General features: G+C 42.7%; 18 protein-coding genes. 10 read left to right on the forward strand and 8 right to left on the reverse strand.

Annotation, left to right across the window (positions count from 1 at the left end; genetic code table 11):
* The first annotated feature begins 57 nt into the window (after positions 1 to 57).
* Positions 58 to 270 (forward strand): hypothetical protein, encoded by a 213-nt coding sequence (locus AC5JM2_RS08100; protein WP_495834382.1) that lies wholly within the window; start codon positions 58 to 60, stop codon positions 268 to 270.
* 52 nt (positions 271 to 322) lie between these two features.
* Positions 323 to 3,994, forward strand: coding sequence for a two-partner secretion domain-containing protein (locus AC5JM2_RS08105; RefSeq protein ID WP_495834383.1), 3,672 nt, complete (start codon positions 323 to 325; stop codon positions 3,992 to 3,994).
* Here AC5JM2_RS08105 and AC5JM2_RS08110 read toward each other — a convergent pair.
* Positions 3,987 to 4,391: a helix-turn-helix domain-containing protein gene (locus AC5JM2_RS08110; protein WP_495834384.1), complete on the reverse strand. Its 405-nt coding sequence runs from the start codon at positions 4,389 to 4,391 to the stop codon at positions 3,987 to 3,989. The two genes, AC5JM2_RS08105 and AC5JM2_RS08110, sit on opposite strands and share 8 nt — an antisense overlap.
* Positions 4,375 to 4,674, reverse strand: a complete 300-nt coding sequence (locus AC5JM2_RS08115; protein ID WP_495834385.1) for a type II toxin-antitoxin system HigB family toxin — start codon at positions 4,672 to 4,674, stop codon at positions 4,375 to 4,377. The genes AC5JM2_RS08110 and AC5JM2_RS08115 overlap by 17 nt, the downstream gene beginning before the upstream one ends.
* Before the next feature lie 153 nt (positions 4,675 to 4,827).
* On the opposite strand from AC5JM2_RS08115, the gene AC5JM2_RS08120 reads away from it, so the two are divergent.
* The 4 genes from AC5JM2_RS08120 to AC5JM2_RS08135 all read left to right on the forward strand — a co-directional run bounded on the left by AC5JM2_RS08120 (position 4,828) and on the right by AC5JM2_RS08135 (position 9,407).
* Entirely contained in the window at positions 4,828 to 7,566 is a 2,739-nt protein-coding gene (locus AC5JM2_RS08120; RefSeq protein WP_495834386.1) for a CHAT domain-containing protein, read from the forward strand.
* A gap of 363 nt (positions 7,567 to 7,929) precedes the next feature.
* On the forward strand, positions 7,930 to 8,241 hold the full coding sequence (locus AC5JM2_RS08125; protein WP_495834387.1) for a hypothetical protein: 312 nt from the start codon (positions 7,930 to 7,932) through the stop codon (positions 8,239 to 8,241).
* Positions 8,242 to 8,323: 82 nt separating this feature from the next.
* Complete coding sequence (locus AC5JM2_RS08130) at positions 8,324 to 8,623, forward strand: hypothetical protein (protein WP_495834388.1); 300 nt, start codon at positions 8,324 to 8,326, stop codon at positions 8,621 to 8,623.
* 430 nt (positions 8,624 to 9,053) lie between these two features.
* Complete coding sequence (locus AC5JM2_RS08135) at positions 9,054 to 9,407, forward strand: winged helix-turn-helix transcriptional regulator (protein ID WP_495834389.1); 354 nt, start codon at positions 9,054 to 9,056, stop codon at positions 9,405 to 9,407.
* A gap of 61 nt (positions 9,408 to 9,468) precedes the next feature.
* On the opposite strand, the gene AC5JM2_RS08140 is transcribed toward AC5JM2_RS08135, so the two are convergent.
* The 3 genes from AC5JM2_RS08140 to AC5JM2_RS08150 form a co-directional block, all read right to left on the reverse strand.
* Complete coding sequence (locus AC5JM2_RS08140) at positions 9,469 to 9,840, reverse strand: salt stress protein, Slr1339 family (protein ID WP_495834390.1); 372 nt, start codon at positions 9,838 to 9,840, stop codon at positions 9,469 to 9,471.
* 71 nt (positions 9,841 to 9,911) lie between these two features.
* Entirely contained in the window at positions 9,912 to 10,517 is a 606-nt protein-coding gene (locus AC5JM2_RS08145; RefSeq protein WP_495834391.1) for a vWA domain-containing protein, read from the reverse strand.
* A gap of 122 nt (positions 10,518 to 10,639) precedes the next feature.
* Positions 10,640 to 11,245 carry a vWA domain-containing protein gene (locus AC5JM2_RS08150; protein ID WP_210613446.1) on the reverse strand — a complete coding sequence of 202 codons (606 nt, stop codon included), beginning with the start codon at positions 11,243 to 11,245 and terminating at the stop codon, positions 10,640 to 10,642.
* A 316-nt stretch (positions 11,246 to 11,561) separates the two neighbouring features.
* On the opposite strand from AC5JM2_RS08150, the gene AC5JM2_RS08155 reads away from it, so the two are divergent.
* Positions 11,562 to 13,901 (forward strand): monovalent cation:proton antiporter family protein, encoded by a 2,340-nt coding sequence (locus tag AC5JM2_RS08155; protein WP_495834392.1) that lies wholly within the window; start codon positions 11,562 to 11,564, stop codon positions 13,899 to 13,901.
* 221 nt (positions 13,902 to 14,122) lie between these two features.
* Here the strand turns inward: AC5JM2_RS08155 and AC5JM2_RS08160 are convergent, their stop codons facing one another.
* A complete protein-coding gene (locus tag AC5JM2_RS08160) occupies positions 14,123 to 14,341 on the reverse strand; it encodes an Hfq-related RNA-binding protein (RefSeq protein WP_495834393.1) in 219 nt (72 codons plus the stop codon).
* Positions 14,342 to 14,603: 262 nt separating this feature from the next.
* Between AC5JM2_RS08160 and dapF the strand changes: the two genes are divergently transcribed.
* Positions 14,604 to 15,446: a diaminopimelate epimerase gene (dapF, locus tag AC5JM2_RS08165; RefSeq protein ID WP_495834394.1), complete on the forward strand. Its 843-nt coding sequence runs from the start codon at positions 14,604 to 14,606 to the stop codon at positions 15,444 to 15,446.
* Between the two features lie 532 nt (positions 15,447 to 15,978).
* Here the strand turns inward: dapF and AC5JM2_RS08170 are convergent.
* Entirely contained in the window at positions 15,979 to 16,749 is a 771-nt protein-coding gene (locus tag AC5JM2_RS08170; protein ID WP_495834395.1) for an SDR family oxidoreductase, read from the reverse strand.
* A gap of 206 nt (positions 16,750 to 16,955) precedes the next feature.
* On the opposite strand from AC5JM2_RS08170, the gene AC5JM2_RS08175 reads away from it, so the two are divergent.
* The gene (locus AC5JM2_RS08175) at positions 16,956 to 18,725 is read left to right on the forward strand and encodes an alpha/beta hydrolase (protein ID WP_495834396.1); all 1,770 of its coding nucleotides are present in this window, start codon (positions 16,956 to 16,958) and stop codon (positions 18,723 to 18,725) included.
* A gap of 362 nt (positions 18,726 to 19,087) precedes the next feature.
* Positions 19,088 to 20,059 (forward strand): extracellular catalytic domain type 1 short-chain-length polyhydroxyalkanoate depolymerase, encoded by a 972-nt coding sequence (locus tag AC5JM2_RS08180; RefSeq protein ID WP_495834397.1) that lies wholly within the window; start codon positions 19,088 to 19,090, stop codon positions 20,057 to 20,059.
* A gap of 333 nt (positions 20,060 to 20,392) precedes the next feature.
* Here the strand turns inward: AC5JM2_RS08180 and AC5JM2_RS08185 are convergent, their stop codons facing one another.
* Complete coding sequence (locus AC5JM2_RS08185; RefSeq protein ID WP_495834398.1) at positions 20,393 to 21,367, reverse strand: trypsin-like serine peptidase; 975 nt, start codon at positions 21,365 to 21,367, stop codon at positions 20,393 to 20,395.
* Positions 21,368 to 21,474: the final 107 nt, after the last annotated feature.

Consider the following 21,474-nt stretch of genomic DNA (forward strand, 5'->3'; position numbering starts at 1 on the left):
CAAGTCTACTAAAGTAGACTGAAAAGCTCATGCAGTCATCTTTAGATGACTTTTCCTATGAGCCTGGGATTTAAATCCCAGGTGGACGAGAATGCAAGCTTGAGAATCGTGCAAGATTTCAGTTGCTATGAGGTGATTGTTGAGGCATATTTCTTAAACGCATCCAACAATTCCACTGATGGTAAGATTGCTTTTGTTGCCCAAGCGCTCGAAGCTACGCTCTATAGTCACCCAACGACTGCTGCATATGTGGAGCATAGCCAGAAATAGTCATGAATATAGTTTCCAGCAACACACCTACCATTACTACATATAGTTCCTGATGAATCAGAAACACACTTGGCTTCAATACTCCCTCCTATGCAGCCTTCTCCTGCTTACTAGCAAGGTTGCTCACGCTCAAATTACCCCAGATAACACCCTTGGGGCAGAAAGTTCGCGCCTCACACCCAACGTCCAAATCAAGGGTGCAGCAGCTGACAGCATCTCTGGCGGCGCTCAACGCGGAAGCAATCTTTTTCACAGTTTTAGTCAGTTCAATGTGGGTAATGGACAACGAGTATATTTTGTCAATCCTGTAGGAATACAAAATATTCTGACACGGGTGACAGGTAAGGAAGCCTCAAATATCCTGGGGACGTTGGGCGTTAACGGTAGCGCGAATTTGTTTTTGCTTAATCCTAATGGGATTTTGTTTGGTCCCAATGCGCGATTGGATGTAGGCGGATCGTTTGTGGGGACGAGTGCGAGTGCTTTTCGCTTTGGGGAGCAGGGTGAGTTTAGTGCTACGAATCCGGAAGCGCCGCCGTTGTTGATAGTGAATCCTTCGGCGTTGTTTTTTAATCAACTTAATCCGGGGGCGATCGCCAACGTTTCTAATGCAACTGCAGGAACAACACCCACTGGAGACAAAGCATTTGGGTTACGGGTTGCGGATGGACAAAACTTACTGTTGTTAGGTGGCACTGTAGAAAATGCTGGAGGATTGAATGCCTTTGGAGGACGAGTTGAAATTGGCGCAGTTGCAGGTGTCGGGACAGTTCAGCTGAATCTTGATAGTAGCTTGAGTTTTCCAAGCGATCTTCCACGAGCAGACGTATTTCTTACTAATAGATCTCTGATTGATGTCGCTGCTGGTGATGGTGGAAGTGTAACCATTAACGCACGAAATCTGGCTATTTCACAAGGCAGTGGAGTACAAGCGGGAATTCGCTCTGGGCTGGGAACTCCTGACAGTAAAGCAGGGGACATTGTCTTAAACACTTCAGAAGCGCTCCGAATCGAAGAAAGAAGTGTCGTTCAAAACAGCGTATTTCCAGAATTGTCTGGATTTTCTTCTGGAACAGGTAACAGTGGAGATATTCGTATTACAGCAGGATCGCTATCTATGCTGGATCGTTCTCAACTAAGTGCAAGCACATTCGGGCAAGGCAATGCAGGGAGTATAATCATTCAAGCAAGGGATCGCGTTTCCTTGGATAATAATGCTCGGCTGACAGCCAATACTTCTGCAAAGGGAAATGCTGGAAGCATCATAATTCAAGCAGGTAACCGCGTTTCCTTAGATAATGATGCATTTATTAGTAGTCTGGTTACTGACAAAGGCGTTGGTAACGGTGGTGATATCCGCATCTCTACAGGTTCCCTTACAATCGCTGGTGCTGCTCAACTGGATAGTAGCACCTTCGGTCAAGGCAATGCGGGCGATATAATTATTGATGCTCGCGACACTGTTTTATTTAGCGGGGTTAAAGGTAATTTAGCCAGTGGTATCTTAACCACTGTAGAAAGACAAGGAAATGGTAATGGTGGCGATATTCGTATAAGTGCTGACTCAGTAATAATTACGGATGGAGCAGATTTAAGTACTTACACTACAAAAAAAGGTAACGCAGGAAATATTGATATTGAAGCACGTAATCAAGTAACCTTATCTAATCGTTCTAGCTTGTCAAGCAATACATTTGCACAGGGGAGTGCAGGAAATATCTCAATTGATGTTGGCAACCAAGTGAACCTTGACAATATTTCCTATATATCGAGTGTAGTAGGAGAAAACGCGAGAGGTAATGGTGGGACAATCAGCATTAAAACCGGATCTTTATCTATGACTGCTTCCCAGTTACAAACTAGTACTTTTGGACGGGGAGATGCAGGGGATGTAATAATCAATGCCCTTGGTGATATATCCCTATCAGGATTTGTGCTTCAAGAGGGGTTGCCAGTTAGTAGTGCTATTTTTAGTGCAGTTGAAAATACTGGCATTGGAAATGCCGGAGATATTCGCATCAACTCTAAAACTTTTTCAATGGCAGATAATGCCACACTAAAAGCTAGTACACAAGGGCAAGGTAATTCAGGCAATATTTTTATCAATGCGAGCGATCGCGTTTCGTTGGATAGCAGGGCAATTATCTCGAATATTGTGGGAAATGTCCTTAATCCTGGACAGTTCGGCGATGGTAAAGGTGGAACTATCGGCATTGATACTGGTTCGCTATTGATGATAAATGGTGCCCAACTCCAAGCGAGTACTTTTGGACGAGGGGATGCAGGCGATATTATCATCAATGCTCGCGACAGTTTTCTTGCTTCTGGGTTTGGACAATTTGAAGATTTGACACGTCCCACAGCTGCTTACAGTATTTCTGCTGATAACAGTAACGGTAATGGCGGCAACATTCGCGTTAATACTGGTTCGCTATTTGTTGAAAATGGGGCACGATTCAGTGTTTCCACATCTGGTGAAGGTAGGGCTGGAAATATTGCTATTGATGCCCGTGATGCTGTTGTTGTAGATGGAGTTAGTAAAATTGGATATTTGAGTCAATTGTCTACAGCAACAGATGACGATGCAAAGGGAGTAGGGGGAACGATAACTGTTAATACAAATTCTTTTCGCGTTAGTAATGGCGGGTTGGTAACTGCCCAAACAACTTCTGCTTTTCAAGGTGGGGATGTGACGATTAACGCAAATAATTTTGCAGCTATCCAAGGTGGACGAATTATTACAACAGCGACTAACCAAGGACAAGCTGGTAGCATTACCCTCAACGCTGATAGTATTAACCTCTCAGGCAGAAATCAAAGAAGCGCTAGCGGACTATTTGCCAACACGACCTCAACAGCTTCCGGTCAAGGTGGCAATATCCAAGTGAATGTTAGGCAATTAAATGTGAGCGATTACGCCCAAATCTCTGTCAATAGTCAAGGCAGTGCAATTGCAGGTGATATTAACATTAACGCCAACACGGTACGACTGAGCGATCGCGCTAACATTGTCGCTGAAACAGCATCTCAAAATGGTGGCAACATCAGCATTAAGAACGCAAATCTACTTTTATTACGTCGAAATAGCCTGATTTCTGCCACTGCAGCACAAGGCGGTAACGGTGGTAACATCACAATGAATGCTCAATTCATCGTCGCAGTTCCCAAAGAAAACAGTGACATATTTGCCAACGCCTTTCAAGGACGCGGCGGCAACATCACCATCAACACTCAAGGACTGTTCGGCATCGTTCGGGCTTCCTTCCCCACCCCACAAAGCGACATCACCGCCAGTTCAGAACTCGGTGTCCAAGGACAAATCTTCATTACCCAGCCAGAAGTCGAACGCACCTCTGGACTGATCGAATTACCCACGCAAGTTGTTGACGCCACTACCCAAATTGCCCAAATCTGCCCCAGAAGCCCCAATGCAAAACCTTTAGGCGAATTTATCATCACCGGACGCGGTAGTTTACAACCAAATCCTCTAGAACCTTTGGCAGGTACACCTAACTTGAGTCCGTTGGCAACTTTGGACTCACAAAACTCTGCTAACGTACCGCAAACATCCCCATCAATAGCCGTAACGCCCACTGCGCCTGCAATTGTTGAAGCGCAAGGCTGGGTAAAAGATCGCGATGGCAACATTACATTAGTTGCTTTTGCGCCTCAAGCGACGCCGTCTAGTCGCCCTGCAGCAACGGTATGTCCTGTCTCTAAATAACAGTAAATAAGCTCGGCTCAACATGAAAAAATTCTCCCAGCTTTCGCGCTTGTTCTGGAGTTATCTTTTGTTGTCCATCTAAAATATCAGCAATCAAATTTTCTGCTCCTAAAATCACCTGCAAATCTTCTCTAGTTTTGTCAGATTGTTCTAAAAGGAACAAGAGCATAGAGGGAGGATTCATCTGCTCATCAGGCTGATAATATTCTTGTTCAAATTTTTCAATTAAAGTAATTAATAACTGATATAGTTCATTTTCTTCAGGAGTACGTTCCCGGTGCATTAAATTTTCTACAATGGCTAAAGCTTGTTTATTTTCTGCTTCAGTCCTGATAATTTTAGGAATATAAGTAATTAATAATTCTTTATATTTCTCGGAATTAAAAGTAAGGGTCATTTTTCCATTCTTCCTTATCGTATTCTGCATGAGTGAGGATATATTTAATATAAATTAATTGCCCTTCATAATCTATGCTCACGATCAATCGGTATTTATTCCCTTTTATATTGAAAACCGTAAAATTACCGACAGCTTCAGCTTTAGGAAAAACTTTTTGTACTTCGACTAAATTTGACCATTTAGCTTTACTACAAAGTTTATACCAGTTGCTAAGGGCTTCCTGACAATCTGCATGAATTTCTGCATATTCTCTTAAGGTTTTAAAACTGATGATGTGCATCTTCTCCAAGAAAATCTAATCAATATATAAATCTCTTTTTCTTTATAGCTTCAAAGAGAAATCCAGCAACTGGTTATTAATGGTTGGGTATCAGAAGTGGGCAAGAGCGTGTCCATCCAATGAGACAATAATTAGCGATGAGGAGTGCTTCCTATGAAATCTACTAAACGACGCTATAAGAAATTTATTCGTTTTGTTATCCCAATGGTGATAACTTGCTTATTGTGTATTACATCACCTATACTTGCTCAAACTCCAGTAACTTCCACGTTGATAGCCCAAAGCCAATCTGGATTAACTCTCGAACAGCAGGCGCGATCGCGCTATAGCGCCAATCAATTTACAGAGGCAGCAACGCTTTTTCAACAAGCCGCCCTTGCTTATAAAGCTGCTGGAAACCCCATCCGTCAAGCTCTCAGTCTTAGCAATTTATCGCTTTGCTATCAACAACTGGGACAGTGGAATGATGCTAGTAAAGCGATCGCCGACAGTCTTGCACTTTTAGAAGCAACTATACCAAATACCTCAGAGAAATCACTGGCGCTGGCGCAAGTCCTCGACATCCAAGGCGGGTTACTCCTGGCACGTGGACAAACCGAAGCCGCGCTGAAATCCTGGGAACGCGCCACACTTGTTTACACTCAGCTAGGCAAGCCTGACAAGGCACTGATCAGCCAAGTTAACCAGGCACAAGCTTTACAAAACTTAGGATTATATCGACGGGCGATCGCCTTACTCCAAACTGCCTTAAAGTTACCGCAGCGTTCGACGACGAATACTGAAACAATAACCAACGCTGTTCAACTCAAAACTCTAGAAAGTCAACTGCAAGGAATTTCTGCCTCCCCGGAAACTGCAACCGCGCTTCGTACTTTAGGAGATTCGCTGCGGGTGACTGGTAATTTGACTCAAGCACGCCTCGTTTTAGAGCGTAGTCTGGCGATGCTCCAGCAGGGAGCCGCCCAAAGGGCGATCGCCACCAAGTTGCAACTATCCGACATCATCACATTAACTCAACTCAGCCTCGGTAACACTGCCCGTGCTCAACTCAGCCTGGATAAAACTGACGAAACTCCAATTGATCCCCAAGCTGCCCAAGCTGCCTTGAAGTTCTATCAACAAGCAGCTTCTACGGTTTCTCCTCATTTACGGGTACAAGCACAAGTCAATCAATTCAGTTTACTCGTCGATAGCAATCAACAGTCTGCCGCTCAAACTTTCCTGCCACAGGTTCAACAACAAATCGAGGCATTACCTCCTAGTCGTACGGCAATTGAGGCACGGGTGAATCTTGCCCAGTCGATGATGCGGATGGAAAGTCAAAAAAAAGGAACATCTTCGTTGCTTGAAGCTCTTCTGACAAAGGCGGTACAACAAGCCAAAGATTTAGGAGATTCACACACCCTTGCCTACGCGCTGGGTAGCCTAGGCAATGTTTACGAAAAAATGCAGCAGTGGAGTCAGGCAGAAAAATTAACCTCACAAGCACTCCAGTTAGCGCAACAAAGTAACGCAGATGATAGCACTTATCTTTGGCAGTGGCAGTTGGGACGAGTGCTCAAGGCTCAAGGGAAAAACACAGGTGCGATCGCAGCTTATAAAGAAGCAGTCGCCACAATCAAATCTCTGCGAACAGATTTAGCGGCGGCGAGTCCAGATTTACAGTTTTCTTTCCGCTATGCTGTTGAGCCAATTCACCGTCAACTCGTCGGACTCTTGGTGAACTCGAATAAACCCGATGACTTGAAGGTGGCGCGGGATGTTATTGAAGCATTACAACTAGTCGAACTCGATAATTTCTTCCGGGAAGCATGTCTGAATGGAAATCCAGCACTGATTGATCAAGTGGATCAACGTGCAGCTGTGATTTACCCAATCCTTTTAGAAGACCAGCTTGCCATCATCACAAGTTTACCGCAATCCGCGAGCCAAAAGTCAACAAAGGAATCCCACAACTTACGCTACAAAAAAACCGATGTCAGCAGCAAAGAGGTGGAAAATCTCGTATCGACGCTACGCGGCGATTTGCAGCAAAACACAACCGGAGATTTGGCACTGCCGGAACTCCAAAAATTATATAATTGGCTTATCCGTCCGGTAGCCGCAGAACTTGCCGCGAGCAAAGTAGAAACCTTGGTTTTTGTTTTAGATGGTGCTTTGCGAAATATTCCGATGGCGGCGCTGCACGATGGTCAAAAGTTCCTTGTAGAACAATATAGTATTGCTTTGACACCTGGATTGCAACTTTTGTCGCCGCGATCGCTCAAACAAGAACAACTAGGTGCATTGGTTGCTGGACTTAATGCCGCACGTCCTCCAGCGTTTCCGTCACTACCTTATGTCGAGACTGAGGTAAATAAAATTAAATCCGAGATTCCAACCCAAATCCTGTTTAACCAAAAGTTTACAAATACCGCCTTTCAAAATAGGGTATCTGCTGTTTCGTCACCGATTGTTCATTTAGCAACACACGGTCAATTTGGCTCTACAGCAGATGATACTTTTATTCTTACTTGGGATGGCAAAATCAAAGTCAATCAACTCAGTAGCGTTCTCAAAACAGTCGAATTATCGCGGAAGAATTCGCTTGAACTCCTTGTGCTGAGTGCATGTGAAACAGCAGCGGGCGATACTCGTTCGGCGTTAGGATTAGCGGGGGTTGCAGTGCGTTCCGGCGCACGCAGTACCGTAGCAACATTGTGGCGCGTCAACGATGAAGCTTCAGCAACGCTCATCGGTCAATTTTATGATCAATTGGCGCACATTAGTAAAACAGGTATCTCAAAGGCAGAAGCCCTGCGTCGTGCCCAACTTGCAATTCTTAAAGATCGCAACTATCGACAACAACCCTATTACTGGGCGGCGTATGTGCTGATTGGTAACTGGACGTGAGAGATATATCCTACATTCCGCAGGTTTTGTTTTCTTCCCAAATATTTTTGGTACTTTGGAATCATTAGTCGTTATTGGATAAAGGATATCAGCGTTTTGTGTTGAGTTTTTATTTTCCGAAATTGTTGACAAAATTCTCAATTATTTGGGTTTGCCCAAAGTCTTTTGGTTCAAACGAGCGAAAATTCATTAAAGCGATCACTGACCTGCAGAATGTCGGATAGATAAAAACATATGATATTTACACTTATCATTGAGTCTGAGTCTTTAGTTAGAAAAAATTCACACAATTAATAAGACTGGAGACGGAAACAAAAATACTGTCTAACCAATAAACTTTTATTAGTAATAGAGGAATTGGTGATGTCAGAATATAACAACCCTGAATATAACGACCGTGAATATAACGACCGTGAATATAACGACCGTGAATATAACGACCGTGAACATAATAACCCTGAAGGAGTTGGCGAGTTTGCTGTTGATGCTGGTGTTGATACAGCAGCAAATAACGTTGCTAACAGGGTAATTGAAGGGATAGCCGAGCATATTCCAGGTGGTCGGGCAATTGAGCCTATGCTTGAAACTGAAGTTGATTTAATGCTTGATAACAGAATCAATGAGGAAGTTAATGAGCGTATAGAAGGTGTTGAAGACAGGTTTTCAAACCGTTAGTGATCTAGACGTAATCAATTTCTTGAAGCCGCACTATCATGATAGTCTAGGCATCGTGTTATCAGTAATAGAGGACTTTGTGATGTCAGAACATAATCACCATAAACATCATCACCATACAGATGGTAACCCTGAGGGAGCTGGTGAGTTTATAGTTGATGCTGGAATTGATACAGCAGCAAATAACATTGCTAATAGGATGATTGATGGCGTTCTGTCCCATATTCCAGGCGGTCGGGCAATTGAGCCTATGATTGAAACAGAAGCTGATTTAATGCTTGATAATGCAATCAATGAAAGAGTTAATCGGCGTATCGAAGGTATCGAAGAGGCGTTTGAAAACCCTCCCCATCATCGCCACCACCATCGTGAATCAGAATAATAAGACGGCTACAAAGTAGGGAAGTCACGCTCCATTCGCCCTAGCCATAGGCCGTAGTTCGTCCGTACTAATCTCCTGCATCCTGGTGTGGTTGTGGGGGATTTTAGTGTGTGGGGTTTTTGGTTTTTTGGGCTATAGCTTCTCTACGAGACGCTGCTTTGTATGCCTAACGGCACGTCTTACGGCGAACGCCCTCGCTTGCGTGCGCTTGCGCTTACGCGCTCTACGCTCCTTTGCAGATCGCCCTCGAAACACCCCAAATCCATCTACTGTTATTTCTGCTGACTCCCATCCGATAAGTATTTTAGCTACTTTTCTGCGCCTTTTTTTATTTAATACCTACCCTTGAAAGCTACTCCCTACTCCCTGCCCCGTTCCCTCAAATCGCTTTTAGTCTAAACTCCAATAAGGTAGTTACGCAACAAAAACTATGAAAGCAGAAGCACAAAACCATAGCCGACTAACTTGTGAAGTAGAAAACACACTAAAAGTCATTGGTGGACGCTGGAAGGTTTTGATTATTAGAGAATTAATGGATGGTGTGAAACGCTTTGGTGAATTACAGCGAGCTTTAGATGGAGTTACTCAAAAAATGCTAACTCAACAACTCAGGGAGATGGAGGAAGATGGGGTTATTGATCGCAAAGTTTACCCGCAAATTCCTCCAAAAGTAGAGTATTCTTTAACACCTTTAGGGGAAAGTCTTAAACCAATTCTCTATGCAATGCATGAGTGGGGCGTCAAGCATTTATCTGAAATAAATAATAAGAAGCAAAATATTTGAGCACTGGACTTGGTTAGTTAATTCCTAATAATGGTAAGGCACAAAAGACTAAAAAATTTATTCACTCCAATTGTAAATATTCAATTGCAGCCTCTAATCTTGACGGATATCCTTCAGCAAACTTTTCAAACCAAAGTCCTTCTGAGGAAAAGGGGTCTAATTTAGCTAGCCAATCTTCGGCTTGCTTTTTCAACTCCTCTAATTTTTTAGCCTGAAGTTGTTCTTGTTCTTGCTGTTTCTGCAATTTTTCCGCTAAATCTTTTTGCTCAAAATCAGCTTTGACGTCGGCTAATAGTTTATCTATCAAGAAATTTGATTTATCTTCCATTTTGCTGACTGGTTTGATTGAATTTGCTTTTTGCTGATGCTGTTGGGGTTTTTGTTGTTCATATTCAGCTTTCAGTTCAGCTAAAAGTTTATCAAGAGAATCCATGTTCTGAAATCCTCCGTAACTACTCCAAATTCAGTTTGCTCCTCAATTCCATGAAAATTCACCACAAATGCTTAATCATTAATAGCGTTGAGCAGTACTTCTGATAAACTCATGTCTTCCATATCTTCTATGGTGATGGTGTCGCAGATATCGAACTTTGCACCAGCCCCTTGCAGTTCATCATCTAATACTTTGAGAAAGCGAGTCGCTTGGGGATCTGTACCTACTTGAATAAAAGAAATACCAAGTTCCTCATCGCGATCCATCTGGCGAGAAGCTTCAATAATTACTTTCATCACCGCTTTACGATCATCTGGTTCACCATCAGTCACCACTAAAATAGTTTCACCATTTGGCTGAGTTTCACCTGCAGCTTTGCGTTGAAAATAGTTATCAGTTGCGTGTTTCAGCACACCTGCCAAATCAGTTGTACCAGAAGGATCATTTTCTTGGAAAATTTGCAATACCCTGCTTGATGTCACATTTTCATAGCGCTTGAAGCGTCCAGAAAACAGATAAACAGTGATACCATCAGGGTCAAGTTGCTCGCATTTACTCGCCAAGGCAAAAGTAGATTCTTGTGCAGCAACCCATCTGCTTCTACCACCTTTTTGGTCTTGGGTTGCCATACTGCCACTTTTGTCGATAATTAAAGTATAGTCACGATTATCTAGCATTTTTCAATTCTCCCTATTTGTTATCAGTCATCACTCATCAGTTATCACTCATCAGTTATCACTCATCAGTTATCACTCATCACTCATCAGTTATTAATAACGAACAAATGACAAAAAACTGATTAATCAGTCACCGCATTCATTAACACATCAGCAAGACTCATATCTTCCAAATCATCCAAGGTGATTGTGTCGCAGATGTCAAATTTAGCACCAATATCTTGCATTTGGTCATCCAAAGCTTTGAGAAACTTGGTTGCTTGAGGATCTGAGCCTATTTGAATCAAAGAAATTCCCAATTCTTCATCGCGTTCCATCTGACGCGATGCATTAATTATCACCTCAAAGACTGCTTTACGGTCATCTGGTTCACCATCGGTGATCACTAGAATTGTTTCGCCATTGGGCTTGGCTTGACCTGCTGCTTTGCGCTGAAAGTAGTGATTGGTTGCATCTTTGAGTACACCTGCTAAATTTGTCGTGCCACCAGGATCATTTTCTAGAAAAATTTGTGCTACTTTCGCTGAAGTGACATCATCGTAACGTTTCAATTTACCGGCAAATACATAAATTGTGATCCCGTCAGGGTCAAATTGCTCACATTTCCTTGCCAGTGCGAGTGTAGATTCTTGAGCCATTTCCCAGCGACTTCTACCTCCAACTTGGTCAGGAGTGGACATACTACCGCTCTTATCAATAATTAATGTGTAATCGCGATCGCTCATCATAATATCCTTTCGATTGTCAACCTTGCTACCTTGTTGTTCTAGTCTAGCTTTTGAATTGTAGTTTTAACAGTTATCAGTTTAGCCCCAGCTACAGGGCATACTTTAAAATAGCTATAGGAATTCGGTTTGATTTATGAACTGACTCGTGAATAGAGGGAACGCTTAACGCTTAGCACCAGAAGGGGGAACATCAAATGTACTTAGTTTCACAAAAATCAAATATGAGTACTATAAATAAAAAACACATTTGATACTTTAAAGAGAAAAAACTTTGTATCCTGATGTTAATAGGTTTTAACAATTTTTTTATAAGCTTGTGCAGGAAGATTTTAGACTCATAGTTGATTTAGTTTCAGTTTTTGCCGTTGCTGCTTGTGGCGGACTCTTGGCGGCGCTTTTAAGACAACCCGTTCTACTAGGGTATCTTATTGGTGGAATGGTCGTTGGGCCATCCGGACTGGGACTGATTAAAGAATTGATTCAAGTAGAAACGTTGGCTCAGTTTGGAGTCGCTTTTTTACTATTTGCCTTGGGTGTTGAGTTTTCCTTTACGGAACTCAAAAAAGTCCAAGCGATCGCCCTTGGGGGAGGAGGACTACAAATTGCCCTAACAATTCTCGTCACAGTTTTAGTCTGCGGGGCTACAGGGGCTTGGGCATATCTACCAGCTAAAGGCATATTTTTAGGGGCAATTTTGTCTTTGTCTTCCACAGCAGTTGTTCTCAAGTGTTTGATGGAACGTAATGAGACGGAAACACCCCACGGACAGGTGATGCTGGGAATTTTGGTCGTTCAAGATTTAGCATTAGGACTGATGATTGCAGTCTTACCTGCTCTTCACGAACCAGGAGAAAGGCTTGTTGTCGCAGTTTTGTTGGCACTGTTGCGAATTGGTTTATTTGCTGCTGGTGCAGTTATTGCAGGGATTTGGCTCATCCCTCCTTTGTTGCGACTGCTAGCCCGTACTGAAAGCCGAGAATTATTTTTATTAGGTGTCGTAGCACTGTGTTTGGGTATTGCCCTACTAACAGAGTCTTTGGGGCTTTCTATTGAAATGGGAGCGTTTGTCGCTGGCTTGATGATTTCGGAAGTGGAATACGCTGACCAAACCCTTACGTATGTTGAGCCATTGCGAGATATTTTTGCCAGTTTATTTTTTGCTTCCATTGGAATCTTAATCGACCCAGTGTTTTTGTGGAACAATCTGGAATTGATTCTGGGATTAGTGACACTGGTATTTATTGGTAAATGTTTAATTATTACGCCACTGGTAAAATTGTTCCGCTACCCGTTGAAAACAGCGTTAATCGCTGGATTAGGACTGGCTCAAATTGGAGAATTTTCCTTTGTTCTCGCCAGCGAAGGACAAGCCCTGGGGCTGGTTTCACGAAAAGTATATTTACTGATTTTGGGAACGACTGCAGTCACATTAGTGCTGACTCCTTTTGTGCTGCGTTTGGTTCCAATTATGTTTGACTGGTTGGAATCAATACCTTGGTTAAAGCCCTATTTAAGCGGGGAAGGTCAGCCGTTAGCAGTTGCTGAAGAACTGCCAATCAAAGACCATGTGGTTGTCTGCGGCTATGGGCGAGTGGGACGCAATTTGGTGAAGTTGCTTCAGCAGCACAATTTACCCATTGTGGTGATTGACCAGTCAGAAAGTCGAATTCAGCAGTTGCGCGAAGCTGGGGTGGCTTATATTTATGGTAATTGTGTGAGTTTTCACGTTTTAGAAACTGCTGGAGTCAACACAGCACGAGGAATGGCGATCGCACTTCCTGACCCCATGAGTACCCGTCTTTGCGTCAAACGCGCTTTGGAACTGTCTCCTGATCTAGATATCGTTGTTCGCGCCACAAACGACAAAAGTATTGAGGTACTTTATCAACTCGGGGCACGGGAAGTTGTGCAACCAGAGTTTGAGGCTAGTTTAGAAATGGTGACTTACATCTTAACTGATTTGGGCTTATCATCTACTGTGGTGCAACGAGAAATGCAGGAAATTCGCAGTCGTCATTATTTGGATCTGCGCCCTGAACAATCCGCGTCTGAGGTTTCTCGTGATTTACAACTAGCAACTCAAGACCTGAATAAACGTTGGTATTCTTTACCATTTGGTTCACCCCTAATCGGTATGACTTTAGAAGAAGCAGATATGCGCTACTTAACAGGCGTGAGTTTGATGGCAATTCGTCGTCAAGGAGGTGAGGAAATAGATTATCCTTCACTCCAGACGGACTTAGAAGAAGGCGATCGCCTTTTGGTTGTCGGTTCTGATGGTGAATTAGCGGCTTTGGATGAATTTGCAAAAGGTCAAGTCGCCGTTCCCGGAGAAAACAGCGCTTGTCAGTGGGTGACTCTCAGTACCGATAGCCCAGAGGTTGGGAAAACTTTAGCAGATTTGGATATCCGCAACAAATATGGGGTTATGGTGCAGGCAATGCGACGAGATGGCAAATTTATCCGCTTTCCCGATGGTAACAAGGATTTGCAAGTCCACGACCAAGTTTTATTGTGTGGAAATTTGCTTTCTCTAAATCAAGTTGTGCAATTGCTTGCCCCAGAAAGCAAAATACCGCTAGCTATCCCAATCGTGAAAGCAGGCGAAGCAGAAGCACTCAAAGAGTTTTTGCCTAGAGATAGTGTGTTGGATTAGTCATTAGTCATTAGTCATTAGTCATTACTCCCGAACCGCTATATTGTGGGTTAAGGGAGTGTGTGCAATCATTCATGAGCAAAGGACAAATGATATCATGTCCGGATAAACATTTATAAAAACGAGGAACTTAACGCGCCTCCAGTACCCTCTCCTTTATAAAGAGAGGGTTAGGGTGAGGTCAAGCAGGAATTATAAGTAATTAAGCGGACATGATATGACTATTCTTTCGTCTTAATATAAGCAATAGCCTGCTTCCAAACAGTCATCTGTTGACTGTTTTCATCCATAAGACACATACATTGAGAATCCTGCCATATAATTCTCCCAATCAATATGTCGCCAGTTAGCAGTTTGGTCTCAATTGTGACTGCTTGCTGTATCAAATTTTGTACTTGCCGAATGCTAGGCAGTGAGGTGTCAAGTCCCATAATTGTCATCAGTTATCAGTCATCAGTTATCAGTTATCAGTTTTGAAGTTGGGGTGTAAGGATATAAGGGTATAAGGGTGTAGGGAAGAAATCAATGCTTGCTATAACACCAAGGTGGTTCCGGGGCTTTCTTGTACAAAAATATCGTTTTTTCTTTTCCCTGACATCCCTACACCCCTACACCCTTAGCTTTGGTCAGTTATAACTAACAACTGACAAAAGACATTACACTAATGACGAAAAACTCAAATATAATTCATCGACTTTGACAATGGCAATAGAATTTACTAAGTATCACGGTCTGGGCAATGACTTCATATTGATTGACAATCGCTCGTCATCAGAGCCTGTCATCACTCCAGAGCAAGCGGTTAAGTTGTGCGATCGCCACTTTGGCATCGGTGCAGACGGTGTTATTTTTGCCTTACCTGGAGAAAACGGTACTGACTACACCATGCGAATTTTTAATTCTGATGGTTCAGAACCAGAAATGTGTGGTAACGGTATTCGCTGTCTCGGTGCTTTTTTAGCTGATTTGGAAGGCAACGCCAAAAAAAGCGACCAATATCGCATTCATACTCTAGGTGGTGTGATGACACCCCAACTCATGCCAGATGGTCAAGTTAGAGTGGATATGGGTATCCCCAGGCTACTTGCTGGTGAAATCCCTACGACTATCAACCCAGCTAACGAAAAAGTTGTCAATCAACCGCTAGAAGTCGCAGGCAAAACTTGGGATGTCACCTGTGTCAATATGGGAAATCCTCACTGCATCACTTTTGTAGAAGATGTCGCAACAATTCCTTTAGAAATTATTGGTCCTCAGTTTGAGCATCACCCAGCTTTCCCTCAACGAATCAATACTGAATTTATCCAAGTCGTGCGTCCTGACTACGTGAAAATGCGCGTATGGGAACGAGGTGCTGGTATAACTTTAGCTTGTGGAACTGGCGCGTGTGCGTCGCTAGTGGCGGGTGTGTTGACACAGAGATGCGATCGCAAGGCTACGGTCGAACTTCCAGGAGGACCATTGCTGATAGAATGGTCCCAAATCGACCAACGCCTTTATATGACAGGACCAGCAGAGCGGGTTTTTACTGGTAAAATTGACTAAAACTGGGGGTGTAGGGGTGTAGGGGTGTAAGGGGAATAAACAGCAGTTATAGCCCAGTACGGTGAGTTATATCATGTTCGCCTAATTAGTTATAATCTGGTGCATCTGTGCTAAAACCTGAAAACTCTTTCTCCGGTGCTCCCTACCCCCTGCTCCGTTGCAGCCTTAATGATAAGTCTTTAAACGGACACGATATTAGTGGTATTTAGTTTTGTAATACCAATTCTCTGTAAACTTGCACTTAATACTTACTCTTTCATTCTTGGCGTTCTTGGCGACGCCAGTCGCCTACGGAGGGAAACCCTCCTGCAGCGCTGGCTCGTCTTGTTGCTAATCGTCTAATAAACATTAAGTGCATCTATGGCTACGCCACGCAAGCTATCATGGAGAATCGGTATAAGATCCCCCAACGCTCGTTAAAAAGCTTGCTCAGTTCCCTCCTTTTTAAGGAGGGCGAGTTTCGGATCAATCCTTAACAGCAACCGTATTCCCCTATACCCCTACACCCCCATACCCCTACACCCCTAATTATTTAAAAACCAAAGCCTACAAAACCACCATCAACTGCAATACACTGTCCAGTAATGTAAGTGGCTGTTGGCATACACAGAAAGGCTACTAAACCTGCAACTTCCTCTGGTGTGCCAACTCGCCCCATTGGTGTACGCGATAAAACTGAGTTCAAGACATCTGAATTGCTCAAGAAAGATTCAGTTAAAGGAGTGAGAATAAACCAAGGAGCAACAGTATTTACACGAATTTGGTTTTCTGCCCATTCTACAGCCAAAGAACGAGTCAGTTGTACAAGCGCTGCTTTTGTCATTCCATAGGGTGCGCCCGTGCGAACTCCAGTTAACCCAGCAACAGAACCAATGTTCACGATGCTGCTGTTGTCTCCAGCTTTCAGCAAAGGATAAGCGAGTCGGCACATTTCAAATGTAGAGGTTAAGTTGGTTTGAAATATGCGCTCATATTCTTGTTGTGTATATTCCAGCGCTTTTTTGCGAATATTAGTGCCAACGTTGTTGACGAGGATATCTAATCCTCCTAAAGTTTGATTGACTTGTTCAATTATTGCCTGACGACCATCAGATGTGGCAATATCTGCAGCAATTCCATAAGCTTTCCATCCTTGCGATCGCCAGTTTTCAAGCTGCTGGTTTATTGCTTGTGCATCTCTAGCAACAATCATAATTTCAGCACCGAGAGACAAAAATTCTTGGGCGATCGCTCCTCCAATTCCTTTGGTTGCCCCAGTAATCAAAGCTTTTTTTCCTGTCAGTGTCCAGCGGTTATTGTTCATTGCTTTTTTTAAATATCGATTTGTTGTAAACAGATGATGCACTTTCAAACATTTCTTCCCAAACTTTATCAAAATCTTGTAAGAACTTTAGGGCATTGACCACAGAGAACATTTGTGAGCAACAAAAGAATATTCCTGGCAATAGTATCCATAAGCACCATAACCTTGATTTAGTAAAATTGCTAAAGAAGCCCTTAGTGATATTCATGAATTGCTCGCCGATTTCGCCTCCTCTCACCAAAGTTCCCCAGTTGCGTCCTCCTGCTCGTTTTGTCAGGAAGCAATCAATTTTGCTACAAATCGCCTTGGGGATTCTTAGTATTGGGTTAATTCCTACTCTAACCGCTCGTCCTAGCTTAAGTGCAGAGCGGTTGACTCTTTCCTATGGTGCTGTGTCTCGCTCTATTTCGATTGATTCTCTAGAAGCTTATGCCAGGACAGGTAAAGTAGATGATGATCTGGCTGCATATGTTGAGTATGCAGGTAAAGAGCAACTAAAGCAACTGCCGCAATTGTTGCTGACTCCCATTCCCCTAAATGCTGTACAGGTTTCGCAATTTCTTTATACGCCGATAGGCGAAAGAGTGTTGGCAGATTTCGGAGAAGTCGTACAGCAAGAATCTCACATTAACGGGTTCTATGCAATTCGAGGAGCACTGATTCTTGCAGCAGCCGACCCACAAAAGTTCACTTTATTAAATATACTACGCAGGTTTCCCTCAAGAACGATTTCGATAAACTTAGCTCGCGGTTTGCAAATAGCAGAGGCATTCCAAAATATAGTTAATCAGACTCAACAGGCGATCGCACTGATCAACAAGCAGTCGTTGGATACAGCAAATGCCTCTACCTCAGATAAGATTTCACTCACAGATCTGCCACGATCAGGAAAATATCGTTGGCAAAAGCGGACTATTACCCTCAACGATACATCTCGTAGTCGCACTTTTCCTGCTGACATTTATCTACCAGATGTATCTGGCTTTCGTCCAGTTATTGTCATCTCCCACGGACTTGGTTCTGATCGTACCAGTTATGCTTACCTTGCTCAAAACCTTGCTTCTTATGGGTTTGTCGTTGCTGTTCCAGAACATCCCGGTAGTGATGCCAAACAGTTGCAAGCTTTATTATCAGGTAGGGCGGCGGAAGTCACAGGTCCAAGAGAATTTATTGACCGCCCTTTGGATGTAAAGTATTTGTTGAATCAACTGACTAAGCTATCTCAAACCGACCCTGCATACAAAGGGCGCTTGAATTTGGAACAAGTCGGCGTAGTCGGTCAATCCTTTGGTGGTTACACAGCTTTGGCGTTAGCAGGAGCACCAATTAATTTTAAGCAACTAGAAAAAAACTGCCCAAGTTCACCAGATAAAGCTAATCTTTCACTGTTACTTCAGTGCTTGGCTGTGAGTTTACCACAATCTAGTACATATAACTTATCTGATTCACGAGTCAAAGCGGCGATCGCCATTAACCCGATTGACAGCAGTATTATGGGGCAAGACAGTATCAGCCAAATTAAAATTCCTATAATGATTATGGCTGGCAGTGCCGATACAATAGCTCCAGCATTTCCAGAACAAATTCAACCCTTCACCTGGTTAACCACCTTAAATAAATATTTAGTCTTAATTAATGGTGCTACCCACTTCTCAACAATTGGAGATTCAGAAAGTTCTGGTGTACCCGTTCCCGAACAAGTGATTGGTCCGAGTCCTGCATTAGCACAGCGATATGTCAGGGCTTTGAGTCTTCCCTTCTTTGAAACCTACCTTGCTAATCAACCAAGTTACCGTCGCTACTTAAGTGCCAATTACGTCAACGCTATCAGTCAAGAACCCTTACGACTGAGTTTGGTACAGTTTCTCACTTTGAAAAATTCTGCCTTAAGTCCAATCCAACAGCACTCTGCTGTTTTTAATTCACAATCCAGTAGCCCTCCTTCCCTGCCAGCCTACGGCACGAAGCGCCCCTAAGGGGCGCGGCGCAAACGCGCTTCACTCCTTATTTTCACCTCAGGCGGGTGGGAAAACTTATAAGTATAAGACGAAACATTAACCAGGTTCTTTTGTTAGATTTAATACAATTTATCCTGTCCCCTGCTCCCTGCTGCCCGCTCCCTGTTCCCTATTCCCTCTATTTATTGAAAGTTTTGCCTACACACAAAAAATACTAATTTTGTGCGGAAACAGACCTTTTCTATCTGTAGTTAGACTTTGACTGCTTGTCATTTAGACAGATTCACCCATTTGTATGAGGTAAACATGAGCGAATAAATGTACTTTGTAAGTAATAGACATTAAAAATATGGTTATAATTTTACTTAATAGGATTCATCGTGAATGTTAATATCAGTTCTCAATTGCTAAAACGAGTCTTTACTTGTTTACTCTCAATTAGTTTAGTCGCAGGCTGCGAATCAATGCAAGCGCAGCAAATAACTATACGAGAGAATAACGTTGTTTATGGTCAGAGTAATGGCGAATTAGCTGACCAAGGTTACACGCGCACTTACGATATTTATACGCCAAAGTCTTATTCTCCTAGTCGTCCTATGCCATTAGTTATGGTATTTCATGGAGATGAAGGCAGTGGACGCTCAATTAGTAATGTATCTCAATTTAATAAATTAGCAGACCAAAAAGGGTTTATTGTCGTTTATCCTGATGCCATTAACCAGAGATGGAGCATAAGAAAGAAGAAGGAAAGAAATATTGATGATGTTTCTTTTGTGAAGAATTTAATTAATCATATAGAAAAAGTTAGAAATATTGATAGCCGTAGAATATACGCTAGTGGCTTTTCTAGAGGTGGAATACTAACCCAAGCTTTGAGTTGTCAACTATCTGATAGAATAGCAGCTTTTGCTTCAGTCGCTGGTTCTTTGCCAAGCCGACTAAAACCAAAATGCCAACCAGAAATGCCTGTATCTATGTTAATGATTAATGGCACAAACGACCAATCTGTACATTATCAGGGTGATAAGAAAACTCAAAAAGGATCGCTCGTTTCTATTCCAGAAGCAATAGAATTTTGGCGTACTCACAACCAATGTCCTGAATATACTGCCAATAATGTATCATTTGTGGCTGGCAATCAGAGCGATCGCTCAAAACTTAAAACCTATTCCTACTCCGGTTGTAGCGCTGGTTCCGAGGTTGTAGAATTAGCTGTAGTCAACGGCGGACATCTCTGGTACGGTGGTAGTTCTACTGATAAAGATGTAAATGACTTCAATAAAGATTTGGGTTTAGACTCAACTCAGACGATTTGGGACTTCTTTGAGCGTCATACTTTACCTTTAGTTTGAAAGGGTGTAGGGGTGTAAGGGTATAGGGGTGTAAGGGTGTAAGGGTGTAGGGAAGAAGTAGAATGGTAGGTTGGGTAAAGCGTAAGCGAAACCCAACAGACGTTTGATATTGTTGGGTTTCACTCCGTTCAACCCAACCTACGACTTCTTTTAGAAGTCAATAATCTTGTTGTTCACAAATGATTTAGACTGCTATATCACAGAAATACAGGACTTACGCACTGAAAACCCGAAACCTCGATCCCCCCTAGCTTCAAAAGGGGGGAATCTTAAAAGCCCCCTTTTTAAGGGGGTTGGGGGATCTCTTGTGCGTAAGTCTTAAAATATCTCTACTTATTTTCCTGTCAATCTATCTAAAAAATCAATCTTCACACCCAGGTTGATTATCGCTCTTCCATCACGAGTTTTGATCTCTGCATTATTAAGACCAATTATGTAAGGTTGATTACCTATCACACCAATAATTGGTCCCCCGGAAGAACCACCAGTGGTATCACAGTCGTGTAACAACACATTGCCTTCTTCACCCACGATGCTACAACCTTGTTGCACGCTGGCTGTCCATCCCTTACCTGCGGTAAAAAATCGATACTTTTCTTTGTTTGTGTTAGGGAAATCGCCAGAATAACCAACGAAAATATATTTATTCCGGTTTTTGGTGAGAGTTGATGAGGGTAAAGATTTCCAACCAAGATATCCGTATTTTAAGCCGATAGGTTTATTGAGTTTCAAAAGCGCCCAGTCGTCAGTTTGATTCTCTAACTTAGTTTTAGTGAAATCAGTGCCATAAACGACATTTTGAACTTGGGCAATATCCGATTCATCCGCGACTTTGCCATTGATAAGATTTGGGAGAAACAAGATTTTTTGACTAGCTTGGTGTGTTTCAGGATCAATCACGCAGTGTGAATTGGTTAAAACGACATCTTCACTAATTAATGTACCTGTGCAATGATATTCCTCGCCTTTGGTGGTTAATCCCTGTACTCTACCAATTGCCGACCAAGGATATTGTCGGCTTAACATAGGAACTCGGTCATCCCAACCAATAACTCCTCGGCGTTTAAATTCTTGATCATCGGCTTTATCTGGTTTATTCGTCTGTTGCAAATTACCAGGTTGAAAGGCTTTACCGTTTCCTTTGATACTGAAGTTCTTCACATCTTGCAATTTAGTATATTTGGGTGGAGTTGTTTTTGCTGGTGTGGTTTGGGCGTTTGCATTCCACCAAGTGTTTAACGTAATTCCGCTGATAGTTGCTGCGATAAATAATGCAATTGATTGTTTGCTGATGAGTTTGTTTTTCATGGGTATTTATTGTTGTGTTGGTTTGATAGTTTTTGTATGTCGTCTCTTCCAAGCGAAGAAACCTCACCCGCCTTCGGCACCCTCTCCTTCAAGGAGAGGGTTTAGAG

The sequence above is a fragment of the Brasilonema angustatum genome (assembly GCF_059505445.1).

Bases quoted from the DNA above. Each gene is read 5' to 3' on its own strand.
- AC5JM2_RS08100 (WP_495834382.1), top strand. From the start codon at position 58: ATGAGCCTGGGATTTAAATCCCAGGTGGACGAGAATGCAAGCTTGAGA.
- AC5JM2_RS08105 (WP_495834383.1), top strand. From the start codon at position 323: ATGAATCAGAAACACACTTGGCTTCAATACTCCCTCCTATGCAGCCTT.
- AC5JM2_RS08110 (WP_495834384.1), bottom strand. From the start codon at position 4,391: ATGACCCTTACTTTTAATTCCGAGAAATATAAAGAATTATTAATTACT.
- AC5JM2_RS08115 (WP_495834385.1), bottom strand. From the start codon at position 4,674: ATGCACATCATCAGTTTTAAAACCTTAAGAGAATATGCAGAAATTCAT.
- AC5JM2_RS08120 (WP_495834386.1), top strand. From the start codon at position 4,828: ATGAAATCTACTAAACGACGCTATAAGAAATTTATTCGTTTTGTTATC.
- AC5JM2_RS08125 (WP_495834387.1), top strand. From the start codon at position 7,930: ATGTCAGAATATAACAACCCTGAATATAACGACCGTGAATATAACGAC.
- AC5JM2_RS08130 (WP_495834388.1), top strand. From the start codon at position 8,324: ATGTCAGAACATAATCACCATAAACATCATCACCATACAGATGGTAAC.
- AC5JM2_RS08135 (WP_495834389.1), top strand. From the start codon at position 9,054: ATGAAAGCAGAAGCACAAAACCATAGCCGACTAACTTGTGAAGTAGAA.
- AC5JM2_RS08140 (WP_495834390.1), bottom strand. From the start codon at position 9,840: ATGGATTCTCTTGATAAACTTTTAGCTGAACTGAAAGCTGAATATGAA.
- AC5JM2_RS08145 (WP_495834391.1), bottom strand. From the start codon at position 10,517: ATGCTAGATAATCGTGACTATACTTTAATTATCGACAAAAGTGGCAGT.
- AC5JM2_RS08150 (WP_210613446.1), bottom strand. From the start codon at position 11,245: ATGATGAGCGATCGCGATTACACATTAATTATTGATAAGAGCGGTAGT.
- AC5JM2_RS08160 (WP_495834393.1), bottom strand. From the start codon at position 14,341: ATGACAATTATGGGACTTGACACCTCACTGCCTAGCATTCGGCAAGTA.
- dapF (WP_495834394.1), top strand. From the start codon at position 14,604: ATGGCAATAGAATTTACTAAGTATCACGGTCTGGGCAATGACTTCATA.
- AC5JM2_RS08170 (WP_495834395.1), bottom strand. From the start codon at position 16,749: ATGAACAATAACCGCTGGACACTGACAGGAAAAAAAGCTTTGATTACT.
- AC5JM2_RS08175 (WP_495834396.1), top strand. From the start codon at position 16,956: ATGAATTGCTCGCCGATTTCGCCTCCTCTCACCAAAGTTCCCCAGTTG.
- AC5JM2_RS08185 (WP_495834398.1), bottom strand. From the start codon at position 21,367: ATGAAAAACAAACTCATCAGCAAACAATCAATTGCATTATTTATCGCA.